Source organism: Brachyspira intermedia PWS/A, assembly GCF_000223215.1.
GTDB lineage: Bacteria > Spirochaetota > Brachyspiria > Brachyspirales > Brachyspiraceae > Brachyspira > Brachyspira intermedia.
Genome location: NC_017243.1, coordinates 58,179 through 81,331 on the forward strand (window position 1 = coordinate 58,179; position 23,153 = coordinate 81,331).

At 27.2% G+C, this 23,153-nt stretch carries 31 protein-coding genes and 1 pseudogene; 29 read left to right on the forward strand and 3 right to left on the reverse strand.

The window, feature by feature from the left end; genetic code table 11:
* Positions 1-320 precede the first annotated feature (320 nt).
* The 3 genes from BINT_RS00285 (at position 321) to BINT_RS00295 (ending at position 2,030) form a co-directional block, all read left to right on the forward strand.
* Entirely contained in the window at positions 321-554 is a 234-nt protein-coding gene (locus tag BINT_RS00285; RefSeq protein ID WP_014486546.1) for a hypothetical protein, read from the forward strand.
* A 499-nt stretch (positions 555-1,053) separates the two neighbouring features.
* Entirely contained in the window at positions 1,054-1,455 is a 402-nt protein-coding gene (locus BINT_RS00290; RefSeq protein WP_014486547.1) for a tetratricopeptide repeat protein, read from the forward strand.
* 155 nt (positions 1,456-1,610) lie between these two features.
* Positions 1,611-2,030 carry a DUF2513 domain-containing protein gene (locus tag BINT_RS00295; RefSeq protein ID WP_020003302.1) on the forward strand — a complete coding sequence of 140 codons (420 nt, stop codon included), beginning with the start codon at positions 1,611-1,613 and terminating at the stop codon, positions 2,028-2,030.
* Positions 2,031-2,034: 4 nt separating this feature from the next.
* Here BINT_RS00295 and BINT_RS00300 read toward each other — a convergent pair whose 3' ends face one another.
* Entirely contained in the window at positions 2,035-3,030 is a 996-nt protein-coding gene (locus BINT_RS00300; RefSeq protein ID WP_014486549.1) for a DUF2806 domain-containing protein, read from the reverse strand.
* Positions 3,031-3,174: 144 nt separating this feature from the next.
* On the opposite strand from BINT_RS00300, the gene BINT_RS00305 reads away from it, so the two are divergent.
* The 12 genes from BINT_RS00305 (at position 3,175) to BINT_RS00355 (ending at position 11,335) form a co-directional block, all read left to right on the forward strand.
* On the forward strand, positions 3,175-3,786 hold the full coding sequence (locus BINT_RS00305) for a glycoside hydrolase family 19 protein (protein ID WP_014486550.1): 612 nt from the start codon (positions 3,175-3,177) through the stop codon (positions 3,784-3,786).
* Between the two features lie 19 nt (positions 3,787-3,805).
* On the forward strand, positions 3,806-4,216 hold the full coding sequence (locus BINT_RS00310; protein ID WP_041177121.1) for a hypothetical protein: 411 nt from the start codon (positions 3,806-3,808) through the stop codon (positions 4,214-4,216).
* A gap of 1 nt (position 4,217) precedes the next feature.
* Entirely contained in the window at positions 4,218-4,511 is a 294-nt protein-coding gene (locus BINT_RS00315; RefSeq protein ID WP_014486552.1) for a hypothetical protein, read from the forward strand.
* 91 nt (positions 4,512-4,602) lie between these two features.
* Positions 4,603-4,860 carry a hypothetical protein gene (locus BINT_RS00320; RefSeq protein ID WP_234944339.1) on the forward strand — a complete coding sequence of 86 codons (258 nt, stop codon included), beginning with the start codon at positions 4,603-4,605 and terminating at the stop codon, positions 4,858-4,860.
* Between the two features lie 3 nt (positions 4,861-4,863).
* Positions 4,864-5,262 (forward strand): hypothetical protein, encoded by a 399-nt coding sequence (locus tag BINT_RS00325; protein WP_014486554.1) that lies wholly within the window; start codon positions 4,864-4,866, stop codon positions 5,260-5,262.
* Entirely contained in the window at positions 5,249-5,410 is a 162-nt protein-coding gene (locus BINT_RS00330; protein WP_321162739.1) for a hypothetical protein, read from the forward strand. Before BINT_RS00325 ends, BINT_RS00330 begins: the two co-directional genes overlap by 14 nt.
* A gap of 72 nt (positions 5,411-5,482) precedes the next feature.
* A complete protein-coding gene (locus BINT_RS00335; RefSeq protein ID WP_014486556.1) occupies positions 5,483-6,055 on the forward strand; it encodes a phage protein Gp27 family protein in 573 nt (190 codons plus the stop codon).
* Positions 6,056-6,057: 2 nt separating this feature from the next.
* Positions 6,058-6,726: a terminase large subunit domain-containing protein gene (locus BINT_RS14910; protein WP_014486557.1), complete on the forward strand. Its 669-nt coding sequence runs from the start codon at positions 6,058-6,060 to the stop codon at positions 6,724-6,726.
* Between the two features lie 122 nt (positions 6,727-6,848).
* Complete coding sequence (locus BINT_RS14915; protein WP_014486558.1) at positions 6,849-7,523, forward strand: hypothetical protein; 675 nt, start codon at positions 6,849-6,851, stop codon at positions 7,521-7,523.
* Positions 7,524-7,627: 104 nt separating this feature from the next.
* Positions 7,628-9,229: a phage portal protein family protein gene (locus tag BINT_RS00345; RefSeq protein ID WP_014486559.1), complete on the forward strand. Its 1,602-nt coding sequence runs from the start codon at positions 7,628-7,630 to the stop codon at positions 9,227-9,229.
* 112 nt (positions 9,230-9,341) lie between these two features.
* Complete coding sequence (locus tag BINT_RS14380) at positions 9,342-10,616, forward strand: phage head morphogenesis protein (RefSeq protein ID WP_148258764.1); 1,275 nt, start codon at positions 9,342-9,344, stop codon at positions 10,614-10,616.
* Positions 10,617-11,125: 509 nt separating this feature from the next.
* A complete protein-coding gene (locus tag BINT_RS00355) occupies positions 11,126-11,335 on the forward strand; it encodes a hypothetical protein (RefSeq protein WP_014486561.1) in 210 nt (69 codons plus the stop codon).
* Here the strand turns inward: BINT_RS00355 and BINT_RS00360 are convergent.
* Together BINT_RS00360 and BINT_RS00365 are read right to left on the reverse strand one after the other, a co-directional pair.
* The gene (locus tag BINT_RS00360; protein ID WP_014486562.1) at positions 11,332-11,994 is read right to left on the reverse strand and encodes a hypothetical protein; all 663 of its coding nucleotides are present in this window, start codon (positions 11,992-11,994) and stop codon (positions 11,332-11,334) included. The genes BINT_RS00355 and BINT_RS00360 overlap by 4 nt on opposite strands.
* 10 nt (positions 11,995-12,004) lie before the next feature.
* Positions 12,005-12,754, reverse strand: coding sequence for an XRE family transcriptional regulator (locus tag BINT_RS00365; RefSeq protein ID WP_041177540.1), 750 nt, complete (start codon positions 12,752-12,754; stop codon positions 12,005-12,007).
* A gap of 201 nt (positions 12,755-12,955) precedes the next feature.
* Between BINT_RS00365 and BINT_RS00370 the strand changes: the two genes are divergently transcribed.
* From BINT_RS00370 to BINT_RS00430, 14 genes and pseudogenes are all read left to right on the forward strand, one after another.
* The gene (locus tag BINT_RS00370) at positions 12,956-13,204 is read left to right on the forward strand and encodes a hypothetical protein (protein WP_014486564.1); all 249 of its coding nucleotides are present in this window, start codon (positions 12,956-12,958) and stop codon (positions 13,202-13,204) included.
* 57 nt (positions 13,205-13,261) lie between these two features.
* A complete protein-coding gene (locus BINT_RS00375) occupies positions 13,262-13,612 on the forward strand; it encodes a hypothetical protein (RefSeq protein ID WP_014486565.1) in 351 nt (116 codons plus the stop codon).
* A complete protein-coding gene (locus BINT_RS00380) occupies positions 13,612-14,229 on the forward strand; it encodes a DUF3164 family protein (RefSeq protein WP_014486566.1) in 618 nt (205 codons plus the stop codon). The genes BINT_RS00375 and BINT_RS00380 overlap by 1 nt, the downstream gene beginning before the upstream one ends.
* Positions 14,230-14,315: 86 nt before the next feature.
* Complete coding sequence (locus tag BINT_RS00385; protein ID WP_014486567.1) at positions 14,316-14,495, forward strand: hypothetical protein; 180 nt, start codon at positions 14,316-14,318, stop codon at positions 14,493-14,495.
* A gap of 24 nt (positions 14,496-14,519) precedes the next feature.
* Positions 14,520-14,804 (forward strand): helix-turn-helix domain-containing protein, encoded by a 285-nt coding sequence (locus BINT_RS00390; protein ID WP_014486568.1) that lies wholly within the window; start codon positions 14,520-14,522, stop codon positions 14,802-14,804.
* Between the two features lie 32 nt (positions 14,805-14,836).
* Positions 14,837-15,379 (forward strand): hypothetical protein, encoded by a 543-nt coding sequence (locus BINT_RS00395; RefSeq protein ID WP_014486569.1) that lies wholly within the window; start codon positions 14,837-14,839, stop codon positions 15,377-15,379.
* A gap of 82 nt (positions 15,380-15,461) precedes the next feature.
* Positions 15,462-16,391 (forward strand): phage-like protein, encoded by a 930-nt coding sequence (locus BINT_RS00400; RefSeq protein WP_014486570.1) that lies wholly within the window; start codon positions 15,462-15,464, stop codon positions 16,389-16,391.
* A 151-nt stretch (positions 16,392-16,542) separates the two neighbouring features.
* Complete coding sequence (locus BINT_RS00405) at positions 16,543-18,267, forward strand: DDE-type integrase/transposase/recombinase (protein ID WP_014486571.1); 1,725 nt, start codon at positions 16,543-16,545, stop codon at positions 18,265-18,267.
* A gap of 281 nt (positions 18,268-18,548) precedes the next feature.
* Complete coding sequence (locus BINT_RS00410) at positions 18,549-19,409, forward strand: ExeA family protein (protein WP_014486572.1); 861 nt, start codon at positions 18,549-18,551, stop codon at positions 19,407-19,409.
* Between the two features lie 30 nt (positions 19,410-19,439).
* Positions 19,440-19,595: a hypothetical protein gene (locus BINT_RS14760; RefSeq protein WP_014486573.1), complete on the forward strand. Its 156-nt coding sequence runs from the start codon at positions 19,440-19,442 to the stop codon at positions 19,593-19,595.
* Between the two features lie 561 nt (positions 19,596-20,156).
* A pseudogene (locus BINT_RS00415) lies at positions 20,157-20,549 on the forward strand (phage protein GemA/Gp16 family protein); the annotation flags it as partial.
* 7 nt (positions 20,550-20,556) lie between these two features.
* A complete protein-coding gene (locus BINT_RS00420) occupies positions 20,557-21,027 on the forward strand; it encodes a hypothetical protein (protein ID WP_014486575.1) in 471 nt (156 codons plus the stop codon).
* Positions 21,028-21,204: 177 nt separating this feature from the next.
* A complete protein-coding gene (locus BINT_RS00425) occupies positions 21,205-22,200 on the forward strand; it encodes a phage protease (RefSeq protein ID WP_148258765.1) in 996 nt (331 codons plus the stop codon).
* Positions 22,201-22,236: 36 nt separating this feature from the next.
* Positions 22,237-23,148, forward strand: a complete 912-nt coding sequence (locus BINT_RS00430; protein ID WP_014486577.1) for a Mu-like prophage major head subunit gpT family protein — start codon at positions 22,237-22,239, stop codon at positions 23,146-23,148.
* Positions 23,149-23,153: the final 5 nt, after the last annotated feature.

Sequence of the window (23,153 nt, forward strand, 5' to 3'; positions counted from 1 at the left end):
TAATGGTATTTACAAGATGTTATAGGGTAGATTTTTTAAGTTTTTTATTGTTCTTTTTATCGCGACTTTACCAAATAATATTATATCATTGATAAATTGGATACACTTTATGAAAGTGTAACTAAAAAACTGATTATTATTGTCTATATTTTTAATTTTATTTTTTATATCAACTTTTTTTGCCAATGCTACAGCAGACTTCGTCAAGTTGCAAAAAGACTAATAGTTTTAATATTAAAAATATTATAAACTATATATTGTTTTAATATTTCTATAATGCTTTATAATAATTAAAAATACAAAAATTAATATAGGAAAAAATGAATAAAACTATTGAGGCATTTAAAGACGATATACATGGCTCTTTAAAACTTAGAGAAAAAATTCTATTAAATATAAAGTTAAAAACAGAAATGATTTTAAATCAAGTTGAGCTATATTTTAATTTTGAAAAAGAGAATATTGAATTGGTTTATTTTGTTTTAGATAGTGATTATCCCAATGTAATTATTAATTTTAACGAATTAAAAGATATTATAAATAGTTTAAGGTAAATATAAAAGTTTTGGATAATAAGATTTAATAAATTTATCCTATATATAAAACAGTTTTAGTATGATTTAGTTCTAATTTTATACTTGCATTTTTTGCAACTTTTTGCGGCGGGAAAAAGTTGAATAAAAAATTGACAAACTTAAAAATTTTTAGTATATACTTTTTATATTTAGGGCGTTGCCCCAACCCCTAGTTCTTTTACCGACGCTCTGCGTGCCGTAGGCAAGGTACCTTTCGGTATTGGTATAAGGCGAAGCCCACCTGCGGCGAGAACCAAAAGCACGGCATTTGATAAGTTCTACTATAGATATGTAAGCTTCATAAAATAATTATCAATTTTTAATGCTAGTAAACTTATTTATTATAATCAATACCATATTAAACATTATACAAAAGTTCAATTTTAAAATACCAAAATTAATTATATATTGTTTTAATATTTTTATAATGTTTTATAATTAAGTATATTTTAATGTAAAAAATATTTCGGATTATTTTATGACTGAAGAATTAAGAACAAGAATAGAAAAACTAATAGAAGAAAAACATTTTGAAGAAGCAATAAAGCTATGCGATGAAGCCATTGAAAAATATGATAAAGATGAAGATGCATACTTTCTAAAAGCAAACTGCTATTTTGAATTAGAAGATTATAATGCTGCAATAGAAAATTTGAATAAAGTAATAGAATTAAATCCAAATAGTGAAAAAGCTTATTTTAATAGAGCTATTTCTAAAGCTAAATCAGAAATGTATGAAGAAGCTATAAAAGATTATGATAAAGCTATAGAATTAAATTCTAATGATGAAGTGTATTATATAAATAGAGGTGTATCCAAATCAAATTTAGAGAGATATGTATCAAATACAAGCAATAGACCATCACACAACAGCGAATAAGCGGGATTTAACGGGATAAAGCGGTATTTAGTGAAATGTAAAAAGAAAAAGAACCAACACATTATGCAATTAATTTAATAATTTTTATATATAAAACGATGAAAAAAACTCATTTTAATATATAATTTAGTCACAAAACACTAGGAAATTACATAATGAAAATAAACTACGAATTAATTAGAAATATACTTGAAGTGATGGAAGAACATAAAAATCATGAAATACTTGGAAAAGAACTATTAGATAAATTAAACATCAAAGTACCAGAAGATGATAATAATGAAGAAGAAATTTTATTATATGATAATTTAGTAGGACATATTAAAATTTTATTTGATAATGAATGTATAGATAATGATTTCAATAATAAGGAAAATAAATATGGATTTACTTATTTGTTATCTACTAACTTTCCATTAATTAATGGAGCTTATAGAATTACAGCAAAAGGATATGATTTTCTAAGCGGTTTAAGAGAAGATAAAGTATTTTCTAAAATAAAAGATTTTTCAATCAATGTAGCCATAGAAACAGCTAAACAATTATTAGTAAAACTAGCTTTAGGAAATTTATAAATAACTATTGTATATTCTTCATTAAATCTTCATTATCATCTATAGTATGAATTATACCTTTGTCATCTATATAATCAATTTTATGTAGTGTATAACGAACATTTTGACCAAACATATTTTTTATTATCTTAATACTATCTATAAAAAATTGATCGCTATTACATTTATTATCAATTAATTTTAATATTTCATTGCCAGTTTTACTAACAGTAAGTATAGGTATTTGTACCATACCCATATTATTATATATTGAAAATATCAAATTATTATTAAGCATAGTTAGATTATTATTTACTATTATACCTGTATTTAAAGAACTATTTATTAATCCTATATCTATTAAGGTAACAATATAATAATGTATAACACCATATCTTTTTAATAAATCATGATCATTAAATATATAACAATTTTTTTGTCCATCAAAAATAAAAAATTTAGCAACTTTAGTAAATAATTCTGCTTCATCAGTAGTCATATTTTTTAATGTTTCTAAAGTTCTATATGAAAAACTGCCAGGCTGTTTTATCTCTCCTGCTAATAATTTAGCCCATAAATTCTGAATATCTTCATTGCTTATATCTTGAACAATATTAAAATATCTAGTAAACCAATCCTTATCCACAGGTTTATCAGAAACATCCTCTTCATCTTTTAATATATCATAAGTTTTAGAAATAACATTTTGAATATTAGAAGTTCTTGATAATTCCTGATTTACTAATCTTGCTTTTGTGTTTTCTAATAATATATTAGCATTACTTATTTCTGTTCCATTATTATTATGATTTATATTAAGATTTGAATTTTTAGTTATAAATTCTGATATTTTTTCTATTTCATATATTTTATCATCTGTTTCTAATTTTCTTTTATAAGATTCAACATCAGCAATTCTTTTTATATGAAGCGGTTCATATATTTTCCAACCAAGACCTCTTAATAAATCAATAAATTTTTCTACAGCTTTACCAATGCCAGCTATATCATTGACATCCATAATAACTCCCTATAAACTATTATAATAAATGATAAATCTTTAATATTTTTTGTCAATATATATGAAAAATCTAAAAATCTTTAGTCTATAAAAGTTCATTAAAAATCTATAATCTGAATATAATTAAATGAAGGCAGGTATATAATGCTTACAAAAGATATTCTTAAAAAATCAGGAATAAATCAAAAATGGTATGAAGTATTAAGTAAAAGTTTTGATGAATATAATATATGCAAATCTGATAACAAAGAAGAAAATATAAATGAATTAGCTATGTTTTTGGCACAATGCGGACATGAAAGCATTAATTTCACAAAATTAGAAGAAAATCTAAATTATTCAGCAAATACATTATTAAAAATATTTCCAAAATATTTTAAGGATATTGATGAAGCCAAAGAAGTTGTAAGTAAGGGTAAAGAAGCTATAGCAAATAGAATATACGGAGGCAGACTAGGAAACAGTAAAAATGAAGGATACAAATATAGAGGCAGAGGCATTATACAGCTTACAGGAAAAAATAATTATAAAAAATACGGAGAAAAATTAGGGATTAATTTGGTTGATAATCCAGATTTAGCATCATCAGAATTAATAGCATCAAATATAGCATGCTGCTATTGGATAGAAAGAGGTTTACAGCCATTTGCAAGAAAAGGCGATGTAAAAACAGTAACAAAAATGATAAATGGAGGCTATAACGGACTAGAGGACAGGGAAAAAAGATTTGATAAAATATTAAAAATATTAAGATAAATGTTTATCAGGAGTGAAAATGCCAAGAACAACTATAAGTGATTTAGATAAAAGAACAGCTAGTATATGTCATAGAATAGGAATAAATGAAGACGGCAGTTCAAACGGCAATGGTTTAATTAATACTATGAAAGAAATTAAAGAACAATTAGATTCTCATGAAAAATATTTAGATAATCTTTCAGAGGATATGGTAAAAATAGATTATAGATTAGAAAAATTAGAAAGTTTAGCTAAAGTAAATAATGAAGAACAGCAAAAAATTATTAATGAAATGAAAGAGATTAAAAAAAATATAGATGATAGTATTACAAGTACAAAAATAAAAAAAGCCGCAAATTTTATATTGCTTTTGGCAGGAGTTACTACAGCATTTGGCACTATATTAGGTACAATATATTTTTTTACTAATCATTTTATAGGAAAATAGTATGAAAAAGTTATTTGGTTTCTTAGATGCTAAAGGCTTGGGCAAAAAAACAAGCTGGTTTACAAGCATAGGAGCTTTTGCTTTTGGAATTATTATGACAAGTTTCATAATGATAACTCAAAAAAGATTTCCTAATTATAATGAATCTATTGCAATAGTTATAATAATGTGGGGTGCTAGCTTGGTAACTGGCACCACTGATTTAAGCATTATTATAAATAATTTCTTTAAGGCAAAATATAATTACAAAGAAAATTATAAAGAAAATGACAGTAATAATCAGCATAATAATTAATTTTTTTAAGACAAAACTATTAAGTTTTTTGAAATCAAAATATTTTATATATTTTTTGATTGCAGGTATTTTACTTGGATATATAAGTTTTTTGAATTGTACAATAAAAATCAAAAATAAGAAAATCAAATCTTTAGAAAAAGAAATATATACAACAAAATTGAAGATTTCAAATATTATACTAGAAAAAGAAATTATTTTTTACAATGAAAGAAAAATAATGCTTGAAAGTTTCAGAAATAGTAATGAAGCTATAGAAAATATAAAAGAAAGTTATCTTAAAAGCGATGAAATAAATGCATTAAATGCAATTATTAATAATTATTATAGAAATATTCAAAAGGAGTAAACAATGATTAAAAAAATAATATCAGAAATATGGGAAAAAATCAAAAAATACAGAGCTGCTATTATTATGTATTTAGTTATGCTTGCAGTAAGCATAGTAAGTGATATTTTCTTTGGAGGCTTTAATATTCTAAAATATATTTCTTATGCAGTATTGCTCACTATCTTTATAATTATAATGATAATATATAAAGATAAGATTAAAGAAACTATAGATAATTTAGAAGATAAAATTGACAGCTGTATTAATAAGCAATATTTATTAGATAAAGGCAATAATAGAGAAGAATTAATTTATAATTTAAGTAATTTACAAGAAGAAATAAAAAAAGATATAGTTAATAATTTAGATAATATAAATAATCCTAAAATAGAAGTAAAAATTACAGATGAAAAGAATTAAATATTTAATACTAATGGTTATATTTTTAGTAAGCTGTACTGCTAAATATATAACCATACCATTATCACAGCCGCCTAGTTTTTATAAACCTAATAATAATATAAATACAAGTAAAGAACTTATTAAAGAATATCAAAAAGTATTATAAAAATATCAGAATGGCAGATTTGGTATAATATACAGATAGGAAGTAATTACTATAAAATAAGAGGCAGTAATAATGGCACCTAAAAGCAACATAGATAAACTTGATAAAAAAACAAAAGAAGAAATTATAGAACTTTTGCAAGACAGTACGGTAAGATATATTGATATTGCTAATATTATCAATGAGAAATTGGGAAAAAAAGCAGTATCAAAATCTGGTATATCAAGATATAAAAAAAGATTTGATAATTTATTGGATAAGAAAAAAGAAATAGAGGCAATAGCTTCAGCTTGGAAAGATAAAACAGGCGATGAATTAGGCAATATTTTAGGCAAGCAGACTATGGAAGAAATAAGAATGCTTATCTATGATTTTGTAGGTTCATTGCAGGAGATACAAAACAGCGAGGTAGCAAATATGGATATAAAAGAAATAGAGAAAATGTCTAACTCTATAGAAAAGGCAACAAAAGGAATAATCAATCTTGAAAATGCTATATCAAAAAATAATCAGCATACAGAAGAAATAAAAAATAAAGCCCTTCAAGAGGCACAAATTAAAGCCATTAATAATGCTAATTCTGCAGGAATATCTCAGGAAACAGTCAATACAATATTTAGAGATGTATTTAATATTAATAATTAAAAATGAATAACAAAGTAAAAAATAAAAAGATACTTTTACCCTATCAGGAAAAATGGATTATTAATCAGGATAAAGTAAAAGTTTGGGAGAAATCAAGAAGAATAGGAGCTTCTTATGTTGAAGCTTTAAATTGTGTATTAAAAGCATCATTATCAAAAAAAGAAAATGGTATGAGCTGTTATTATATATCTTATGCCAAAGATATGACACAGCAATTTATTAAAGATGCTGCTTTTTGGGCTAAATTGCTTAATATAGCATGTGAAGATTTTGGAGAAACAGTTATAAAAGATGAAAACAAAGATATAACAATTTATAAAATAAGATTTGAATCAGGTTTTGAGATATGGGGGCTTCCTTCCGTACCTCGTTCTATAAGAAGTAAACAAGGTCATATAGTTATTGATGAAGCAGCATTCTGCGATGATTTAAAAGAATTATTAAAAGCAGCATTAGCTATGCTTATGTGGGGAGGAAGCGTTTCAATACTTTCTACTCATAACGGAGAAGATAATCAATTTAATTTGCTTGTAAAAGATATTGAATCTGGAAGGAAAGATTATTATTTACAAACAACTGATATTGATGAGGCATTAAGAGACGGTCTTTATAAAAAATATGTGAAATATCTAAAGAAGAATACAGTAAAAGTAAAGAACAAGAATGGCTAAAATATATAATTAAAGATTATGGAGAGGCTTATGAAGAAGAACTTTACTGCATACCTTCAAAAAATGGAGATAAATATTTTAATAGAGCATTATTAGAAACTGTAGCTGATGAAAAAATAGAAGTGTATAGATTCTATGAAAAAGATGATTTTACTTTCAAAACAGAAAATGAAAGATATGCAAAAATGTTGGAATATTTCAATATTGTTAAGCATTTATTTACAAATATAAAAGATGAAGTAGTTTTAGGAGAAGATTTTGCAAGGAGCGGAGATTTAACAGTTTTATGGTTTGAAAAAATAAAACTTAGTAAAAATAAAACAAAAACTCTATGTGTTATAGAATTAAGAAATATTCCATTCAGTAATCAGGAACAATTTATTTTACTATGCATAAATGAGCTTGGAAGAAAGTTTTTAGGAGCTGCTTTCGATGCTAGAGGCAATGGACAAATGATAGCGGAGAATCTTTCATTAGCATATAGAGGTTTAATTTTAGAAGTAATGATAACTAGAAAATGGTATGCAGAAAATATGCCTAAGCTAAAAAGTGCAGTTGAAGATAAAACTACAAATATCCCAAAAGATAATTTTATTATAGATGATTTTTTGCAGGCTGAAGTTTGGCAAGGAATACCTCTTATAAGAGAAAGGACAGGCATAAGAGGAAATAAAAGACATGGCGACAGCTTAATAGCTAAAGTTATGGCAATATATGCTATTAATGAATTAGAGCTAAATATATATCAAAAGATAACTTATGAACCTGTAAAAACTCAAAATTGTTGGAGAACATAAAAGGAGGTGAGCCGAGCCTTCACGGTAAAGAGTGAAACGAATTACCGTGCTATTATTTAGGCGACCAATGTAGGCACCCTTGAGGGTGGGCGAATATAATAATAATGAATATTAAAGAAACAATAAAAAAGATTTTTTTTAATAAAGAAAAAATAAAATACAATCCGCCTTGCTTGTCAGAAATAGCATACTCTGTTCCTTATTCAAACCGTTCAGAATGGAGCGATTTTTCTTTAATACAAAGTTTAAGTCCTTCAGTTTTAGCAAATATTTTTAATGATGTAAAAAGCGGATACAGTAATAAAGAATATTTGGAATTAGCAAGTGATATGGAATTGAAAGACAGTCACTATAGAAGTGTATTAAATACAAGAAAACTATCAATACTTTCTTTAGATATAAAAATCAATGCTGGAAGCGAAGATAAAAAAGATATAGAAATAGCAAAATCAGCTGAAAGAGATATTTTATATAATAAAACTGCAGGTATTTATTCTCTTATATTTAATATGCTTGATGCTGTATCTAAAGGTTTTTCAGTAAATGAAATTATATGGCAAAGTGAAAATAGTATTTGGAAACCATATCAATATAAATATAGAGATGCCAGATTTTTTAAATACGATTATATTAACAGCAGCAAATTAAAATTGATAGATCCTTATAACAGCACTCAATTATATGATTTAATAGAAAATAAGTTTATTATACATGAACCTAAAAATTTCAGCGGACTTCAAGTATTATCAGGTTTAGCTATGCCTGCTCTATTTCTTTTTATGCTTAAATATTATGATATTACTTCTTGGGCTGCCTTTATAGACAGATTTGGTTATCCTATACGAATAGGAAAATACGGACATAAAGCAACTGAAGAAGATATTCTTACATTAAAAAGAGCTGTATCAAGCATAGGTTCTGATTTTGGAGCTGTAATACCAGAATCAGCAATACTTGAAATTATAGAAAGCAAAACTACTCAGTCTACATCAGATACATATCAAAAATTAGCAGAGTTTATTAATAAAGAAATAAGCAAATTAGTTTTAGGTCAGACAATGACTACAGAAGACGGTGCAAGCTATTCTCAAGCTAATGTGCATAATCAAGTAAGAGAAGATATATTAAAAGCAGATATAAAACAAATAGAAGAAACATTAAATCAGCAGTTAATAATACCATACTGCAGATTTAATTTCGGAGAGTTAGAAAATTATCCTAAATTAGAATTATTCAAACCAGATGTAAAAAATATAGAACTTATTATTAATGCTGTAAATAATTTATCATCTAAAGGCTTGAAAGTAAAAGCAAAAGAAATAAGAGAAATGTTAGGACTTTCAGAACCAGAAGAACAAGATGAAATTATAGGAGGTATAGATGAAACAATTAAAGATAATGGAAAAGAAGATTTTGAAAAAAATAATTATGAATTAAACTCTGCTGTATTAAATAATGATATTTCGGAAGATGAATATAAAGATGACTATATAGCAATAGAAGATGATATTATAAATGTTTTAGAAAAAACTTTGAATAAATGTAAAGATTTTGAAGAATTAAAAAAAGAATTAGAAGAATTAACTTTAAATTGGAATCCTAAAAAACAGGCAGAATTAATGGCAGCAGCTTTTTTTATGGCAAGAGCTAAAGGTGATAATGATTTTGATGGCGAAGCCCACAGCGTGAAGGATACTAATTTATAATGATACCTCAAAAAGCATTAGACTATATAAAACAAAAAAATTAAAAATAGGTTTTGATTATCAAGATGTATGGAATGAAGAACATTTAACAGCATTTACAGCTGCTAAAGTAATGCAGTTAGATATTTTACAAGATATGAAAGAGTCTATAGAAAAAGCAATTGAAAACGGAGAAACACTAGAGCAATTTAAAAAAAATCTTCTTCCTATACTCTATCAAAAAGGCTGGATAGGTAAACAATTAATAGAAGACCCTATTACAAAAGAAATAAAAGAAGTTTATATAGATACTCCAAGCAGATTAAAAACTATTTATGAAACTAATTTAAGAAGTGCATATATGAAAGGAAGATTTGACAGAGCCTACAATAGCACACTTCACCCATATTTGATGTATAGAATAGGACCTTCCAAAAATCATAGAAAAGAGCATCTTGAATGGGACGGACTTATTTTGGATAAAAATGATCCTTTTTGGCTTTCACATAATCCCCCTAACGGATGGGGCTGTAAATGCTATACAGTTGCCATTAGTAAAGCAAGAAAAGAAAAATATGAGAAAGAAGGAATACCTACTGCAGACGGAGACGGACAAACAAAAAAAATTAAAGTAAAAACACAAAGACCAAAAATAGAATATACAACATATATAAATAAAAGAAATGGAACTATATCAAAAGTACCTAAAGGAGTAGACCCAGCATTTAATTTTAATCAGGGAAATTATAATAGAGATTTAGTTTTATTTAATGACTTTATGAAAAAGGTTCAGGATAAATTTCCATCACAATATCAAAATATAGCAGAAACTATTTTAAGAAGCGAAATAAAAAAAGAACAGTTTGAAAATTGGATAAAAGGAGCATTTGAATATGATTCTGATAATCCTCAAAATGCCTCTGTCGCCACAGGCGGCACGCAAGGTGGGCAGACGCCACAGTCGTCAAATCCTAAAAGCATAACAGCAATAGGTTTTATAGATTCGGCAGTAAAAAATTATTTGAAAAATCAAAATATAGATATTGGAGAAAGTATAACTATAGGACTTGAAGCCAGACTATTAAGGCGAAGCCCACAGCGTGACAGTATTAAAGCAAAAAGACATGCTAAAAAAAATGAAGCCTTAGAAGCCAAAGATGCAGAGTATATAATAAAATGTATTTTGGAAGGTCAAGTATATTTTCAAACAGATAACAAATATATCATATATTTATACAAAATAGAAGATGATAAATATTTGCAAATAAGCATAGCAACAGAGATAAATTTTTCAGGACGTAATTCAGGAATAACTATTCCAGCAGTAAGAAATATTCAATTTATTAATGAAACTCAAAAGAAAAGCAAATATGATGCTGATACGAAAAAATGGATAAAAATAAGGTAGGATTATAAGCCGCCAGACGTATAACAATTACTCATTATACCGTTTATTCTCTAAACATATATCCTACCTAATTAATATTATATAAAAAAGTTCTAAAAAATCAACAAATAATATCTTATTCGCTGTTGTGTGATGGTCTATTGCTTGTATTTATCATTTATTGCTATGTTCGCCTCGCCTTCGCTTTGCGTGCCTTCGGCAAAGAAGTGAATAAGTAAACTTATTCACACGTCTGTGCCCCTGTGGGGCTGGCTCGGCTCTCTTTCTCCTTTATTGCTATGTTCGCCTACGCATATAATCTGCAAATAAATAAATTTATTTGCTGCTTCGGCTCACTTCTCCTTTATTGCTAACCCTCCAAGTCTCGCATGAATCTCCGATAGTTTTACAACTATCGGCACTCGACTTGTCGCTTTCTCCTTATTTATAGAAATTCATAACTATAAATATTGACATATACACTAATTTTATTATAATTTTTATATTATTATAGCGTATAGGACTAAAATATGAAACTTATAAAAATACTTTTAATATCGCTTATTATAACTTCAAGCATATTTGCTCAAGCTAATACAGTTTATATATCAGATAAAGGAAAAAAATATCATAGAGAAAACTGCAGAACATTAAGAGGCAATAAATACCCTATAAGTATTCAGGAAGCAAAAGAAAGAGGATACACTGCTTGTAAAGTTTGCAAACCTCCAATAAATTAATTATCCATCATTTTTATTAAAGGTTTTTTAGCATCTCCAAACATATATAACTGATTCTTTAATAGTATTAGCGGAAAGCCTTCTGTATGTGCTTTATTATCTTTAACAGTATAAAATATATCATTACTTATATAATATTTAAAGACAGTGTTTACAGGTTTAGAACCTATAAGCATTACAACTGAACCATCATCAAAAAACGAATATCCATAAGATATACTTTCTAGTTCATTAACCCATAATCCAACAACTTCTTTTTCATTTTTTACAATATTATATTTTAATTCTTCCGAATTAACTTTATCATATATAACTTTTCCTTCATCATTTATTAAAGCTAATTTATTTTTATTTTTAGAAATTAACATAGCATTACTATAAAAATCATTATTACTATCTATACCTATTAATGAACTATTAGTAATCATATACTTTAAAATTAAAAATATATCATCATTATTATCTGATATTATTAGAGTTTCATTTTGATAATTGTATACAAAACCTGTATTTTTGTTTTTCCAAATACCTATTATTTCATTTTTAGAATTAACTTTATCTTTAGGATTATTATTATTTGATTTATAAAAAGAAGTTCCTAAATAAGCACCTAAAGCTGCAAATATTATAATGATTATAAATGATTTATTATTTTTCATAATAAAACTCCTAAAAAATATTTTTAATAAAAACATTGGCAACAAATCTTACTTTGCCGCCTATTTTTAATTTATCACTATTAAGAGGTACTTCAAAACTTTCATATAATTTATTATCTGGCGATAATAAATAATTATCAAGTTTTAACGATATTCGCTTTATCATATAAATGTTATTTAGTTTTAACACATACAAGCCAGCACCTTGAAAACCTAAAGTATCGCATAATACAATAGATGAATCTCTGATAATCGGCTCCATATCATCGCCTTTTTGAATAATAGCTATTAATTTACCTTCATATTTTTTTAATTCATTTGGTATTTGAATGGCATCCGCTGAATTCATATCTCCATTTATGACTTTAATTAAATTAAGATTCTTTTGTCCTGTTTCAAGCATAGAACTGCTATCCTCAAGTATGTATTTACTGCTTTTTGCTATCCACTCGCCATTTATATTTTCTAATTCCTTATCAATATCATATTCTGATTTAAATTCATTTACAGTATATTTTTTATTTTCGGAACTATCTATATTATTTTTTATAAACATCTCTCCCTGACCTGTTATAAGCCAATGTAAATTAAAATTGTATACCTCTGCTAATTTTTCTAGTATTTCTGTAGGAGGATATGTCAAATTATTCTCATACCTAGAGTAAGATTTTTGATTAGTTCCCAAAATTTTGGAAATTTCTTCTTGAGATATGTTCAACTTTTTTCTAAATTCTCTTATTCTATCACCTATTTTCAGCATAATATTAGTAAAAACCTTCGTAAAAGTATATTTTATAACTTTTTTTAGTAAAAATATTATAAACATATTGACTTATACTAATATATTTAGTATAATAATAGTATAAGTATTAATTAATACCCGTTATTTATCGAAATATTACTAATAAAGTACAGTGTTTTTAGTAATTTAAGTATAAAACGGGTAAAGATAAGAGGCTATATGAGTAATTATATAAGTAAACAAGTTGGAAAATACATTTCTTACAAATTAAAACTAAAAGGTATAACCCATAATGATATAGCTAAATCAGCCAACTTATCTACTGCAATTATAACACATGTACTAAACGGACGCAAGAGTTCGCAAAAAGCTAAAAAAGCAATAGCAGCTGCATTAGGTTATACAGATTTTAGGATTTTAGAATATGAAGCTGTAAAGGCTGTAAATGATGAATTAAATAAAAAATAGACGACTGTGGCGTCTGCCCACATTGCGTGCCGCCTATGGCGAAGGAGGTGATAAGGTATGAAAAAACTTGAATACGGACTTATAGCAAACAGACATAATATGCCTGTTAATGATTTTATATTTAATAGGATAAAAGACCCTACTAAAATAAGAAATATAGAAGCTGAAGCATACAGAAAAATTAAAACAATAGCAAATGATTGCAAAGAAGAAAAATATATAAAACTGGATTTGTATGTTACAGGTTTATCAGCGGCTTTGATTTCAGTAATAAAGGCTTGTAAAAAAGTACATAGAGAAGATTTTATTAATATCAAACTTGTATTAAAGCATTACAGTTGGAAAAATAAAAATTATCATAACCAAACAATATTTTTTATAAATAAATTAATTAACGGAGGTAAATAATGGATAATAATTTTGATGAAAGCAAATTTATGAAAAATGCACAGGGAGCTTTTATTCCTATAGAGAATGTAAAGCCTGTAGATAAGCTTAGAGATGATTTAGTAAAAAATCTTATGTCTAAAACTAAGAAAGTACAAAAAATAATAGAGGATCATAGAAATATATGCTGGGAGGATATAAAAGCATTTTTAGAAATATCAGCTTCAGAGCATAATGTAAAATACGGAGGAGAAAAAGGAAATATTACACTTTTGAGTTATGACGGAAAATATAAAGTAGTTATAGCTAATCAGGACTATATCAGCTTTAATGAGAAACTTCAGATAGCAAAAGATTTGATTGATGAATGCATAAGGAAATGGGCAAAGGGAGCAGATAAAAATTTATTAGCATTAGTAAACGATGCTTTCAAAGTAGATAAGCAGGGAAAAATAAGCACAGAAAAAATATTAGGTTTGAGAAGACTCGAAATAAATGACTTTACTTGGAATGAAGCTATGAAAGCAATAACAGAATCAATTACAGTAGAGGATAGCAAAAGATATATACGTTTTTATGAAAGAAGAGATAAAGACGGAAAATATGAACATATCTCTTTAAGTCCTCAAAGTTTATAAAAGGAGATAATTATGGAAAGAGAAAAAAGAGAAAAACTTTTATTAAGTATAGCTTTAAAAGAACTTAAAACAAAAAAGAAAAAACTTTGGAAAAAGAAAAAGCTAAAGCTATAAATGCAAGAAATAAGCAAAGAGAAATATTAGATGAAGCAGGTTCAAGAGCAAAAAGAACTACTGCAAATGCTAGGGTAAGCATACTATGGGAAAGCGTACATGAAATAGAGGCTGATATTCAGCTGTTGGAAAATATGATTAAAGAAATTTAAAAAGTAAAGAAGGAAATAACAGAAATGACAGAATATAATTCACAGGAACGTATTTGTGCAATAATAGAATTACTTGCAAAATCATTTCCTAGAGCATTAAAAACAAAAGAGCTTGCTAATATTTTGAAAACTAAAGAAGCTAATATATCAAGAGATATAAAAGTTTTTGAGAAGTTTGATTTTATAAGCAAGAATGAAAATGGAATAAGACTTTCAAGGAAGTTTGCTTCTATTTCAGAAGAGATGAAGCGTGGTTATGATACTGCGATTGCTAAACTTCAGGAAGAGAAAAAAGAATATTTCAATTAGCATAAAAAAGCTAAAAAATAAAACAAAGTATTATGTTGTATAAAGATAAAAACGGCAGCTATACAAGCGATTATCTGCTTGACGGAGAATTTACCAGAGAAATGGATAATAACTTTAAAAAAAGCAAAAAGCCGAGTGCCGATAGTTGTGAAACTATCGGGGATCAATACGAGGCTTGCAGCGATAAATATGAAAAAGTTTTTGACAATTATAATCTTGATAATGAGGATAGAGACTTTTACGCCTGTACGCCTGCGGTGTGGGGAGACAACTGTCAAAATAAAGATGACGACTGTCCGCCTGTGGCGATTGATAATTTTGTTGATAAACTTTTTTCAAACGATCCTTTTGAAGAAAGCAGTTTAGACTTAGAAAATGAAGAGTATGAAGGTTTTGACCCGACGACTGTGGCGTCTGCCCACCTTGCGTGCCGCCTGTGGCGAGAAAAATTGGATAAAGATAATCCGTTTATTCAGTATGAGATGGAAGATAATAAAGTCATAGCTGATTTAAATGAGTTAAGAGAAATAACAAAAAATACTTTTGAAAAATTTAAAAATAAAATTATAAAGTGAGTGTGAGGACATAGCAATTGACAAAGGAAATTGCTATGTGATTAAATCCGAACACGAACATAGCAGTTAAAAGGAGCTATAAATGTCACGTAAAAAAATAACAGAAGAACAATCAAATGATACAAATATAATTGATACAGCCATAGAAATTGAGAATAAAGAAAGAATATCAAAAGAAATCACTATTGAAGAAGTAGAAAAAACATATTTTACAGATACTTATGATTATTCAAGAGTTGTTGAAGAAATAAAGTTTTATCAGGAACAGGCAGGAAATGCATTCATAGAAATGGGTAAAAGACTTTTAAGAATAAAAGCACATGAGGAACATGGTATGTTTATGCTTGCTTTGGAAGAATTAAATATTGCAAGCAGAACGGCAAGTTATGCTATGGTTGCTGCTAGAAGATTTTCAAATTCGCAATCGATTGCGAATTTGGGTACTACAAAAATGATAGCTTTAACAGTATTAGAAGATGAAGAAGTAAAAGAGCTTGAAGATACTAATCAAATATTCGGAATGACTTTTGATGAAATAGATAAAATGTCTGTACGGGAATTAAAGAAAAATTTGAGAGAAGCTAAAGAAAAAAATAAACAGGATAGAGAAGCTCTTGAAAATGTAATAAAACAGAAAGAAGAAAAAAATAATGAGCTTGAAAGACAAATTAGAGGTTTAGATCCGATAAGTGCTGAAAGGTTAGCTCAGGAAAAATGCGAAGAAATATCTAAAGATTTCCTAAAAAAGATAGCAAGTATTGAGATGGATTTTTTCTCATTAAAACAAATGATGAATGCAGTACAATCTATAGAAGGAATAAATCTTGTAATTATTGAAGAGTTTCAGGAAAGATTTTCAAATGCTTTTGCTAATTTAGAAAAAGAAAGACAAAATTTTTATGATATATATGATAACCCTCATGTATATTCAAGAGAAGAACAGCTTGAACTCGGTATTATAAAAAATTACGGTGATAATATGAAAGATGAAAAAAGATATTATATAGATTAAAAATTAAATATTTTATTTTGAAACGTAGTAAGTAGTAATAAGATAGAAAGCTGGAGCATAACAATAAAGGAGAAATGAAAACGAGGCAGCTAATAACTGACAAAGTCTGTTATTAGCTTATTAATAGCCGAGTTTGAATATAGCAATAATCATGAATGAATGGGTATTAAAAATGCAGGAAGCTAAAACTGCAAAAGAACGTAAAAAGATAGTTGAAGAATATTCACGAATTATTGGGCGTTCTGTAAGTTTTTGCTATAAAGAGTTGAAAAAGAATGGATATGATTCTAAAAGAGCTAAAAGAAAAGATATAGGCAAAAAAAATATAGATGATAATACCATAAAAATTGTAGCTTCTTTAGTAAAGACTGGAATAAGAGAAAATGGTAAAAAAACTATGCCTGTAAATGTTGCTTTGGATATGCTAAAAAGAAATGGTTATGATATTAATATAAAAACAAGCAGAATGAGAGAGATATTGAAAGATTCAAAAATAGATGCAGACAGATTAAAAAAAGATAGTCATAATATAAGGCTTAGAAGTGAATATCCTAATCAGGTACATCAAGTAGATCCAAGTGTAGCTTTAATATATTTTGCTCCAGAATCAGAAGACGGTAAAAGTAAAATGAAAATTATTGAAGATAGTGAATATTACAAAAATAAAGATTTCTTCAATGATGCTAAAGATAAAAAAGGAAAAAAGATAAGGAGAAAAAAATGTTTAAGATACGTTTTAACGGATCATTATTCAGGCAGTATATGTTTAAGATATTATGCTGCTTATGGAGAAACAGCAGAATATCTTTATGATTTTTTGCTTTATGCTTGGAGTAAAAAAGAAAGAGAAGATTATGCATTTCATGGAGTACCTGAAATACTTGTATGGGATAAAGGTTCTGCTAATACTTCAAAATCTGTAGCCAATGCTTTAAGAAGTTTGAAAGTAAAAACAATAGCTCATTCTACAGGCAATTCAAGGGCTAAAGGACAGGTAGAGAATGCAAACAATTTGATAGAAACTCATTTTGAATGTCTTTTCAGACTTGAAGCTATATCAAGTATAGAAGAATTAAATGAAGCTGCAGAGCGATTTTGTGTTGAATATAATACAAAAATGAAAATAAAAAGAATGGGACAAATTATAAACAGCAGATATTTGTTATGGCAAAAAATTACATTAGAACAATTAAGAGAACTTCCAGATATAGAAGTATGCAAACAAATATTTTCTGCAGGAGTGTTAAAAAGAAAAGTAAAAAGTGATTTGACTATCAGTATGTATCATGCTAAAGCAAAAAGAACTCTATATTATAGTTTAATCAATTTAGGAGTTGAAAAAGGAGATGAGATAAATGCTCAAGCCGTATTATTTGGAGATAAATATAAAGCAATAATTTGGTTTAATAGAAAAAATGAATATGGAGAATCTGAAGAATTAAGCTATGAGATAGAACCTATAGAAATTGATGAGGCTGGTTTCGACATAAATGCAGCAGTAATTGGTAAAGAATATAAACAGACAAAATTAACTGAAAATGAGAATGATATTAAAGAAATAGAAAATATTTCTGAAGAAATAAAAAGACAGGAAATATTAAAATCTCATTCTCTAATACAGCCAGATATTAAGTTTATTTATCAAAAAGAAGGAGAAAAAATTAATTTAGATAAAAATGATAATGACTCTAGAGAGATTTTATTATCGTATGTTGAAGTGATGGAAAAAGTAAAATCGGGATTAGGATATGTTCCAGATGATTTAGCTGAGGAATTAAAGAAAGATTATCCTAACGGCGTTGAATATGGGTATGTTGACGAGATAATCAGATTTTGGAAAAATAAAGAAGATAAGGAGAATGAAAATATAATTTAACGAGCCAAACTTGTTTGACATCTTCTTTATATGTCGATAGCGAGTATTGCCTACGGCACGCACCGAATAGGTGCCTACTCGGCAAGGCGGCAATAATAAAAAATAAAGAAGCTAAAGAGGATAATCAAGGAGTTGGCTGATGTTAATAGTAATTATATATTCAGTAATAATTGCTGCAGCTTTATTTTTGTTTATAAAATATTAAAAAATTAAAAAGGAGGTGGATGAATGCCGCCGCTTATACATCCATGTAGCGTCGGCATAAAAACATCCGTGTTTTTATGGCAATAAATATAAAAGCATTTAGAAAGTTTGGATTTAAGCATGATCCTTTCTTTGGTGATATAGAAAAAATGGAAGATGTATATTTAAACGGTGATATGCGTTTTATGACAGAGTTTATATGTCAGACAGCAAAGCAAGGAGGAATGGTAGCTTTAATTGGAGAAAGCGGAAGCGGTAAAACTACTTTAAGAAGATATGCTATTGACACTATGGAAAAAGAAAATCAAAGAGTAAAAATAATACAATGTAAGATTATAGATAAAACCAGACTTTCCGTAGGAGCTATATGCGATTCTATAATATTAGATGTTTCTTCAGAATCTCCAAAAAAGAGTTTAGAAGCTAAAGCAAGGCAGGTTGAAAGAATATTAACTAATTCATCAAGAATGGGATTTGCTCATGTACTCATAATAGAAGAAGCACATGATTTAAGTATAGCAACACTCAAATATCTAAAAAGATTTTGGGAGCTTGAGGACGGATTGAAAAAATTACTTTCAATACTTTTAATAGGACAGACAGAACTAGCAGGCAAATTAGATGAAAGTAAAAATTATGAAGCTAGAGAAATTATAAGAAGAATGGAATTATTAAAAATAGAACCTTTATCTGATCCTAAAGATATAAAAACATATTTACAATTAAAGTTTGCCAAAGCTGGAGTGAATATTGATGATATTATTACAGACAAAGGTATAGAGGCAATATCTTCAAAACTTTCAAGTAAATTATTAAAAGGTACAACAATAAGTAAAGCCTATCCTTTAAGTATAAATAATTTAATGAGAAGAGCAATAAATAAGGCTTATGATTTAAAAATAAATAAAATTGATGAACATTTAATAATGAGTTTATAAGTTATTTTAATATAGTTTAAGGAGGAAAAGATGGATAAAAATAAATATAAAACTTTAGCTATAGGTATAGATAAAGAAATTTATGCAGAGTTAGATAAATACTGCAAAGAAAAATCTATTACTAAAAGCCAATTTATGAGAAAAATTGTAAATAATATTTTAAAAAGGATTATAAAAAACATATAAGAGAAAAAGATAATAGAATTGTAAAAGTAGAGGTAGATAATTATTCAGAATTAGAGGAATACGTAAAAGAAAAAAATTCGGTAATATTTCATCTTTTGCAACATACTCTATGGCACAATGGATGTCAAAATATCCATTAAAAAATGATAAAGATAAAAAAGGCTAATTAAAGCGTAGAGCCATTTTAAGGGGCTTTTTATATTTTCAATAGGTTTTTGTATTAGTAATTAAAAAAAGCCTGCCGAAATCAAGAGAAGTTCAATAAAGGGTATTATAAGGGCATTTTATGGAGGCATATTTGAATCAGTCTATAACAAAATATCTAACTAAAAATGACTTATAAAAAAGGATTTTTTATATACGCTATTATTTATACCAAAAACAATAAAAAGACTTTTAGGCTGTACAGCCATACGGCAATAAATGGCTTTTAATAGATGATACCAAACTAAGAAAATAGGAGGATTTTTAAATGTTTAAAGAAAAAAAGAGTGAAAACAAACGAAAGAAAATGATAGCTAAAATACATATAGGTAAAAATATTTAGGACTAAATGAAGATGATTATAAAGTATTTTTAAAAGCCACAGCAGGTAAAGAAAGCACAACAGATATGACTGTTGAAGAATTAAAAGAAGTATTAAATTCAATGAATGTTGCTGGAGCTTTCGCCTGCCAAAGGCACGCTTCGCGAGGCGGCACGCAAGGTGCGTCTAGTAAAAATCAAAAAAATGAAAATGATAAACATTTTTACGTAACCTATCAAGATACAAAATATTTAACAGAAAAACAAGTTAAATTTATAAAAGGATTATGGTGGAAAAAATCAAATAATCCAAGCGAAAATACATTGAAAGTTTTTATAAAAAGAATAACAGGTAAAAACTCTCTATCTGAATGCGGACATAAAGAAGCTAATATATTAATAACAGCGATACAGGAAATTAAAAAATAAATTATAAATGAATAACGATTTTATTAATTCTATAAAAGACAGCTTACTTGAAGCTGGTATAAGCGAAGAGTTGATGATAAAAACTCTTCGTTGTTTTTGCAGAAAATACGGAGGTCAGAAAGTATATTTTTCAAGTTCTGCAGAAAGTAAAAGAAGTAATGAAATATTTAATTTGATTTATGATGAATTAGATGAAGAAAATGGAAAAGTAGAATATGGAACAAGTGAAAAAATTACACGTATATTTTTAGAAAACTTTTATAACATATCAGAATATGTGCCTCTGGAAATAAAATATTTTAGAAAAGAAATAGCAGCAGAAATATTAGATGAATATAATAAATCAAAAGATAAAAATAAAACTCAATTTGAAATATGTTCAAAATATAATATTACTTTTGCAACATTTATAAAATTAAAGAATCAAGCATTAAAAAACATAAAAATCAAATCAAAACCTTCAAAAAATTTATTTTAAATATATCAGACAAAATCCTTATATTGATAGAAAGATATTATTTGAAAAAGTGAGCCGAGCCAGTGAATAAGTTTACTTATTCACTTCTTTAAGGCGAGGCGAACATAACAATAATAGAAAATCTAAAAATCTTTAGTCTATAAAAGTTTAATAAAACTCTATAATCTAGTTATGGATATGAAAGAAACTGTAAATGCTTTTGAACTAGATTATAATAAAACTATTCCCAAAGAAATAGAATTAATACCAAGCGAAGAAATTTTTACTGGGTTTGATGGAAGAGTTTTTAAAGCAAGAGACAAACAAGCTATTATCAGTAAAACTAATTCAAAATTAAAATATGTAGTTATAGATGAAAATCATAGAATAGATTATACAGCAGGTACGGGACAAAGTACAGAAGCTATGGGCTGGATGCATGATTTTTTTGTTAAAGAAGATAATTCAGTTTGGGCTTTGGTTGAATGGACAGAATCAGGATCTGCTAAAATAAAAAGTAAAGAATATAAATATATAAGCCCTGTTTATGAAGTAGATAAAAGCGGAAATATAATATCAATATTAAGGGCAGCAATAACAAATAACCCTAATTTGAGATTAACTGCTTTAAATAATAAACAAAATGAGTTTGCTGAAAGTCAATTACTTGGTGAAAATAGTAATAAAGGAGATAATATGAGTAAAGAAATTAATAATGCATTAGGTATAAATGAAAGTGCTTCAGATTCTGAAGCTGTTAATGCCATAAACAAAACAAAAAATGAGATAGAAAGTTTAAAATTAGAATTAAATAATGAAAGAGAAAATAAAAAATCTTTAATTGAAAAAAATACTAATTTAGAAAAAGCATTAAATGAAGTAAATAAAGAATTTGCGGAATTAAAAAAAGTAAATCTTGAAAAAGATGCTCAAGCCGCTGTAGAAAAAGCTATAAATGATGGAAAGATAGCCCCTTCTACAAAAGATGTATATTTATCTTTATGTATGGAAGATGGAGGAATAGAAAAGTTCAATAAAATTATGGAGAACACTCCAAAAGCAGGACTTTTTGGAGAAACAAATATCCCAAATAAAACAGATAATGTTTCATTGAATGAAGCAGATGAAGAAGTAGCTAGAGCTATGGGATATACTAAAGAAGAAATGTTAGAAATGAAAAAAAATGAAAAATAAAGTGAGAAACTGAGTATAATAATTAAGGAGTAATAAATGCCAGTAACCGTTGATTCAAAACTACAATCATTAAAAACTGTAATAAAACATGAGTTTAATAATGCCTATGGAAAATTATCTCCAGATAGTTTTTGTAACAAGGTATGTACTCAAATAGCTTCAAACTCAGCATCAAATACTTATGATTTGTTGGGAGATTTTCCAGAGTTTAAGGAATGGACATCAGCAAGACAAGTAAAAGATATGAAAGAACACTCATATACAGTAAGCAACAAAAATTATGAAGCTACTTTAGGTGTTAAGCGTATGGATTTAGAAAATGATAATATAGGTACATATAGAATAAAGGCAGCAAGACAGGCAGAAGCCGCTATAGAGTTCTTTAATCAATCCGCTGCTGATCTTTTAAAGAATGGAGAATCTGCTTTGTGTTATGATGGTCAGAACTTTTTTGATTCAGACCACCCTGTTTATGAAAATAGTGATGGTACGGGTTCAAATACTCCGACTTCTAATATTTATGGTGCTGGAAGCTCTGCTGCATGGTATTTGCTTGATTTAAGCAAATCATTAAAGCCTTTTATATTCCAGCAAAGAGAGGCTTTAAAAATGGAAGCTATAACTAATCCAAATAGTGAATATGTATTTACTAATGATGCTTATATGTTCGGAAGCTCTTGGAGAGGTGCTTTTTGCTATGGTTTTTGGCAGCAGGCATTAATAAGTAAAGAAGATTTGACAGCTGAAAATTTTGAAAAGGCTTATGCACAAATGAGAAAAGTTACTAAAGATGGAGGAAGAAAAATGGGTATTAGAGCAACACATATAGTAATACCTCCAGATTTGCAAAGTAAAGCAGAAGGTATTTTCAATGTAGCAAATAATGCTGCAGGTGCTGGAAATATAAACTATAAAAAAGTTGAAATTATAGTTTGTGATTGGCTTTAATTAGT

Excerpts from the sequence above, each read along its gene's own strand:
- BINT_RS00395 (WP_014486569.1), top strand. The coding sequence starts at position 14,837 with ATGTTGTATAAAGATAAAAACGGCAGCTATACAAGCGATTATCTGCTT.
- BINT_RS00345 (WP_014486559.1), top strand. The coding sequence starts at position 7,628 with ATGAATATTAAAGAAACAATAAAAAAGATTTTTTTTAATAAAGAAAAA.
- BINT_RS14380 (WP_148258764.1), top strand. The coding sequence starts at position 9,342 with ATGCAGTTAGATATTTTACAAGATATGAAAGAGTCTATAGAAAAAGCA.
- BINT_RS00305 (WP_014486550.1), top strand. The coding sequence starts at position 3,175 with ATGCTTACAAAAGATATTCTTAAAAAATCAGGAATAAATCAAAAATGG.
- BINT_RS00285 (WP_014486546.1), top strand. The coding sequence starts at position 321 with ATGAATAAAACTATTGAGGCATTTAAAGACGATATACATGGCTCTTTA.
- BINT_RS00365 (WP_041177540.1), bottom strand. The coding sequence starts at position 12,754 with ATGCTGAAAATAGGTGATAGAATAAGAGAATTTAGAAAAAAGTTGAAC.
- BINT_RS00405 (WP_014486571.1), top strand. The coding sequence starts at position 16,543 with ATGAATGAATGGGTATTAAAAATGCAGGAAGCTAAAACTGCAAAAGAA.
- BINT_RS14760 (WP_014486573.1), top strand. The coding sequence starts at position 19,440 with ATGGATAAAAATAAATATAAAACTTTAGCTATAGGTATAGATAAAGAA.
- BINT_RS00330 (WP_321162739.1), top strand. The coding sequence starts at position 5,249 with ATGAAAAGAATTAAATATTTAATACTAATGGTTATATTTTTAGTAAGC.
- BINT_RS00420 (WP_014486575.1), top strand. The coding sequence starts at position 20,557 with ATGAATAACGATTTTATTAATTCTATAAAAGACAGCTTACTTGAAGCT.
- BINT_RS00325 (WP_014486554.1), top strand. The coding sequence starts at position 4,864 with ATGATTAAAAAAATAATATCAGAAATATGGGAAAAAATCAAAAAATAC.
- BINT_RS00425 (WP_148258765.1), top strand. The coding sequence starts at position 21,205 with ATGAAAGAAACTGTAAATGCTTTTGAACTAGATTATAATAAAACTATT.
- BINT_RS00370 (WP_014486564.1), top strand. The coding sequence starts at position 12,956 with ATGAGTAATTATATAAGTAAACAAGTTGGAAAATACATTTCTTACAAA.
- BINT_RS00290 (WP_014486547.1), top strand. The coding sequence starts at position 1,054 with ATGACTGAAGAATTAAGAACAAGAATAGAAAAACTAATAGAAGAAAAA.
- BINT_RS00295 (WP_020003302.1), top strand. The coding sequence starts at position 1,611 with ATGAAAATAAACTACGAATTAATTAGAAATATACTTGAAGTGATGGAA.
- BINT_RS00410 (WP_014486572.1), top strand. The coding sequence starts at position 18,549 with ATGGCAATAAATATAAAAGCATTTAGAAAGTTTGGATTTAAGCATGAT.
- BINT_RS14910 (WP_014486557.1), top strand. The coding sequence starts at position 6,058 with ATGAATAACAAAGTAAAAAATAAAAAGATACTTTTACCCTATCAGGAA.
- BINT_RS00335 (WP_014486556.1), top strand. The coding sequence starts at position 5,483 with ATGGCACCTAAAAGCAACATAGATAAACTTGATAAAAAAACAAAAGAA.
- BINT_RS00390 (WP_014486568.1), top strand. The coding sequence starts at position 14,520 with ATGACAGAATATAATTCACAGGAACGTATTTGTGCAATAATAGAATTA.
- BINT_RS00360 (WP_014486562.1), bottom strand. The coding sequence starts at position 11,994 with ATGAAAAATAATAAATCATTTATAATCATTATAATATTTGCAGCTTTA.
- BINT_RS00430 (WP_014486577.1), top strand. The coding sequence starts at position 22,237 with ATGCCAGTAACCGTTGATTCAAAACTACAATCATTAAAAACTGTAATA.
- BINT_RS00375 (WP_014486565.1), top strand. The coding sequence starts at position 13,262 with ATGAAAAAACTTGAATACGGACTTATAGCAAACAGACATAATATGCCT.
- BINT_RS00315 (WP_014486552.1), top strand. The coding sequence starts at position 4,218 with ATGAAAAAGTTATTTGGTTTCTTAGATGCTAAAGGCTTGGGCAAAAAA.
- BINT_RS00310 (WP_041177121.1), top strand. The coding sequence starts at position 3,806 with ATGCCAAGAACAACTATAAGTGATTTAGATAAAAGAACAGCTAGTATA.
- BINT_RS00380 (WP_014486566.1), top strand. The coding sequence starts at position 13,612 with ATGGATAATAATTTTGATGAAAGCAAATTTATGAAAAATGCACAGGGA.
- BINT_RS00355 (WP_014486561.1), top strand. The coding sequence starts at position 11,126 with ATGAAACTTATAAAAATACTTTTAATATCGCTTATTATAACTTCAAGC.
- BINT_RS00300 (WP_014486549.1), bottom strand. The coding sequence starts at position 3,030 with ATGGATGTCAATGATATAGCTGGCATTGGTAAAGCTGTAGAAAAATTT.
- BINT_RS00400 (WP_014486570.1), top strand. The coding sequence starts at position 15,462 with ATGTCACGTAAAAAAATAACAGAAGAACAATCAAATGATACAAATATA.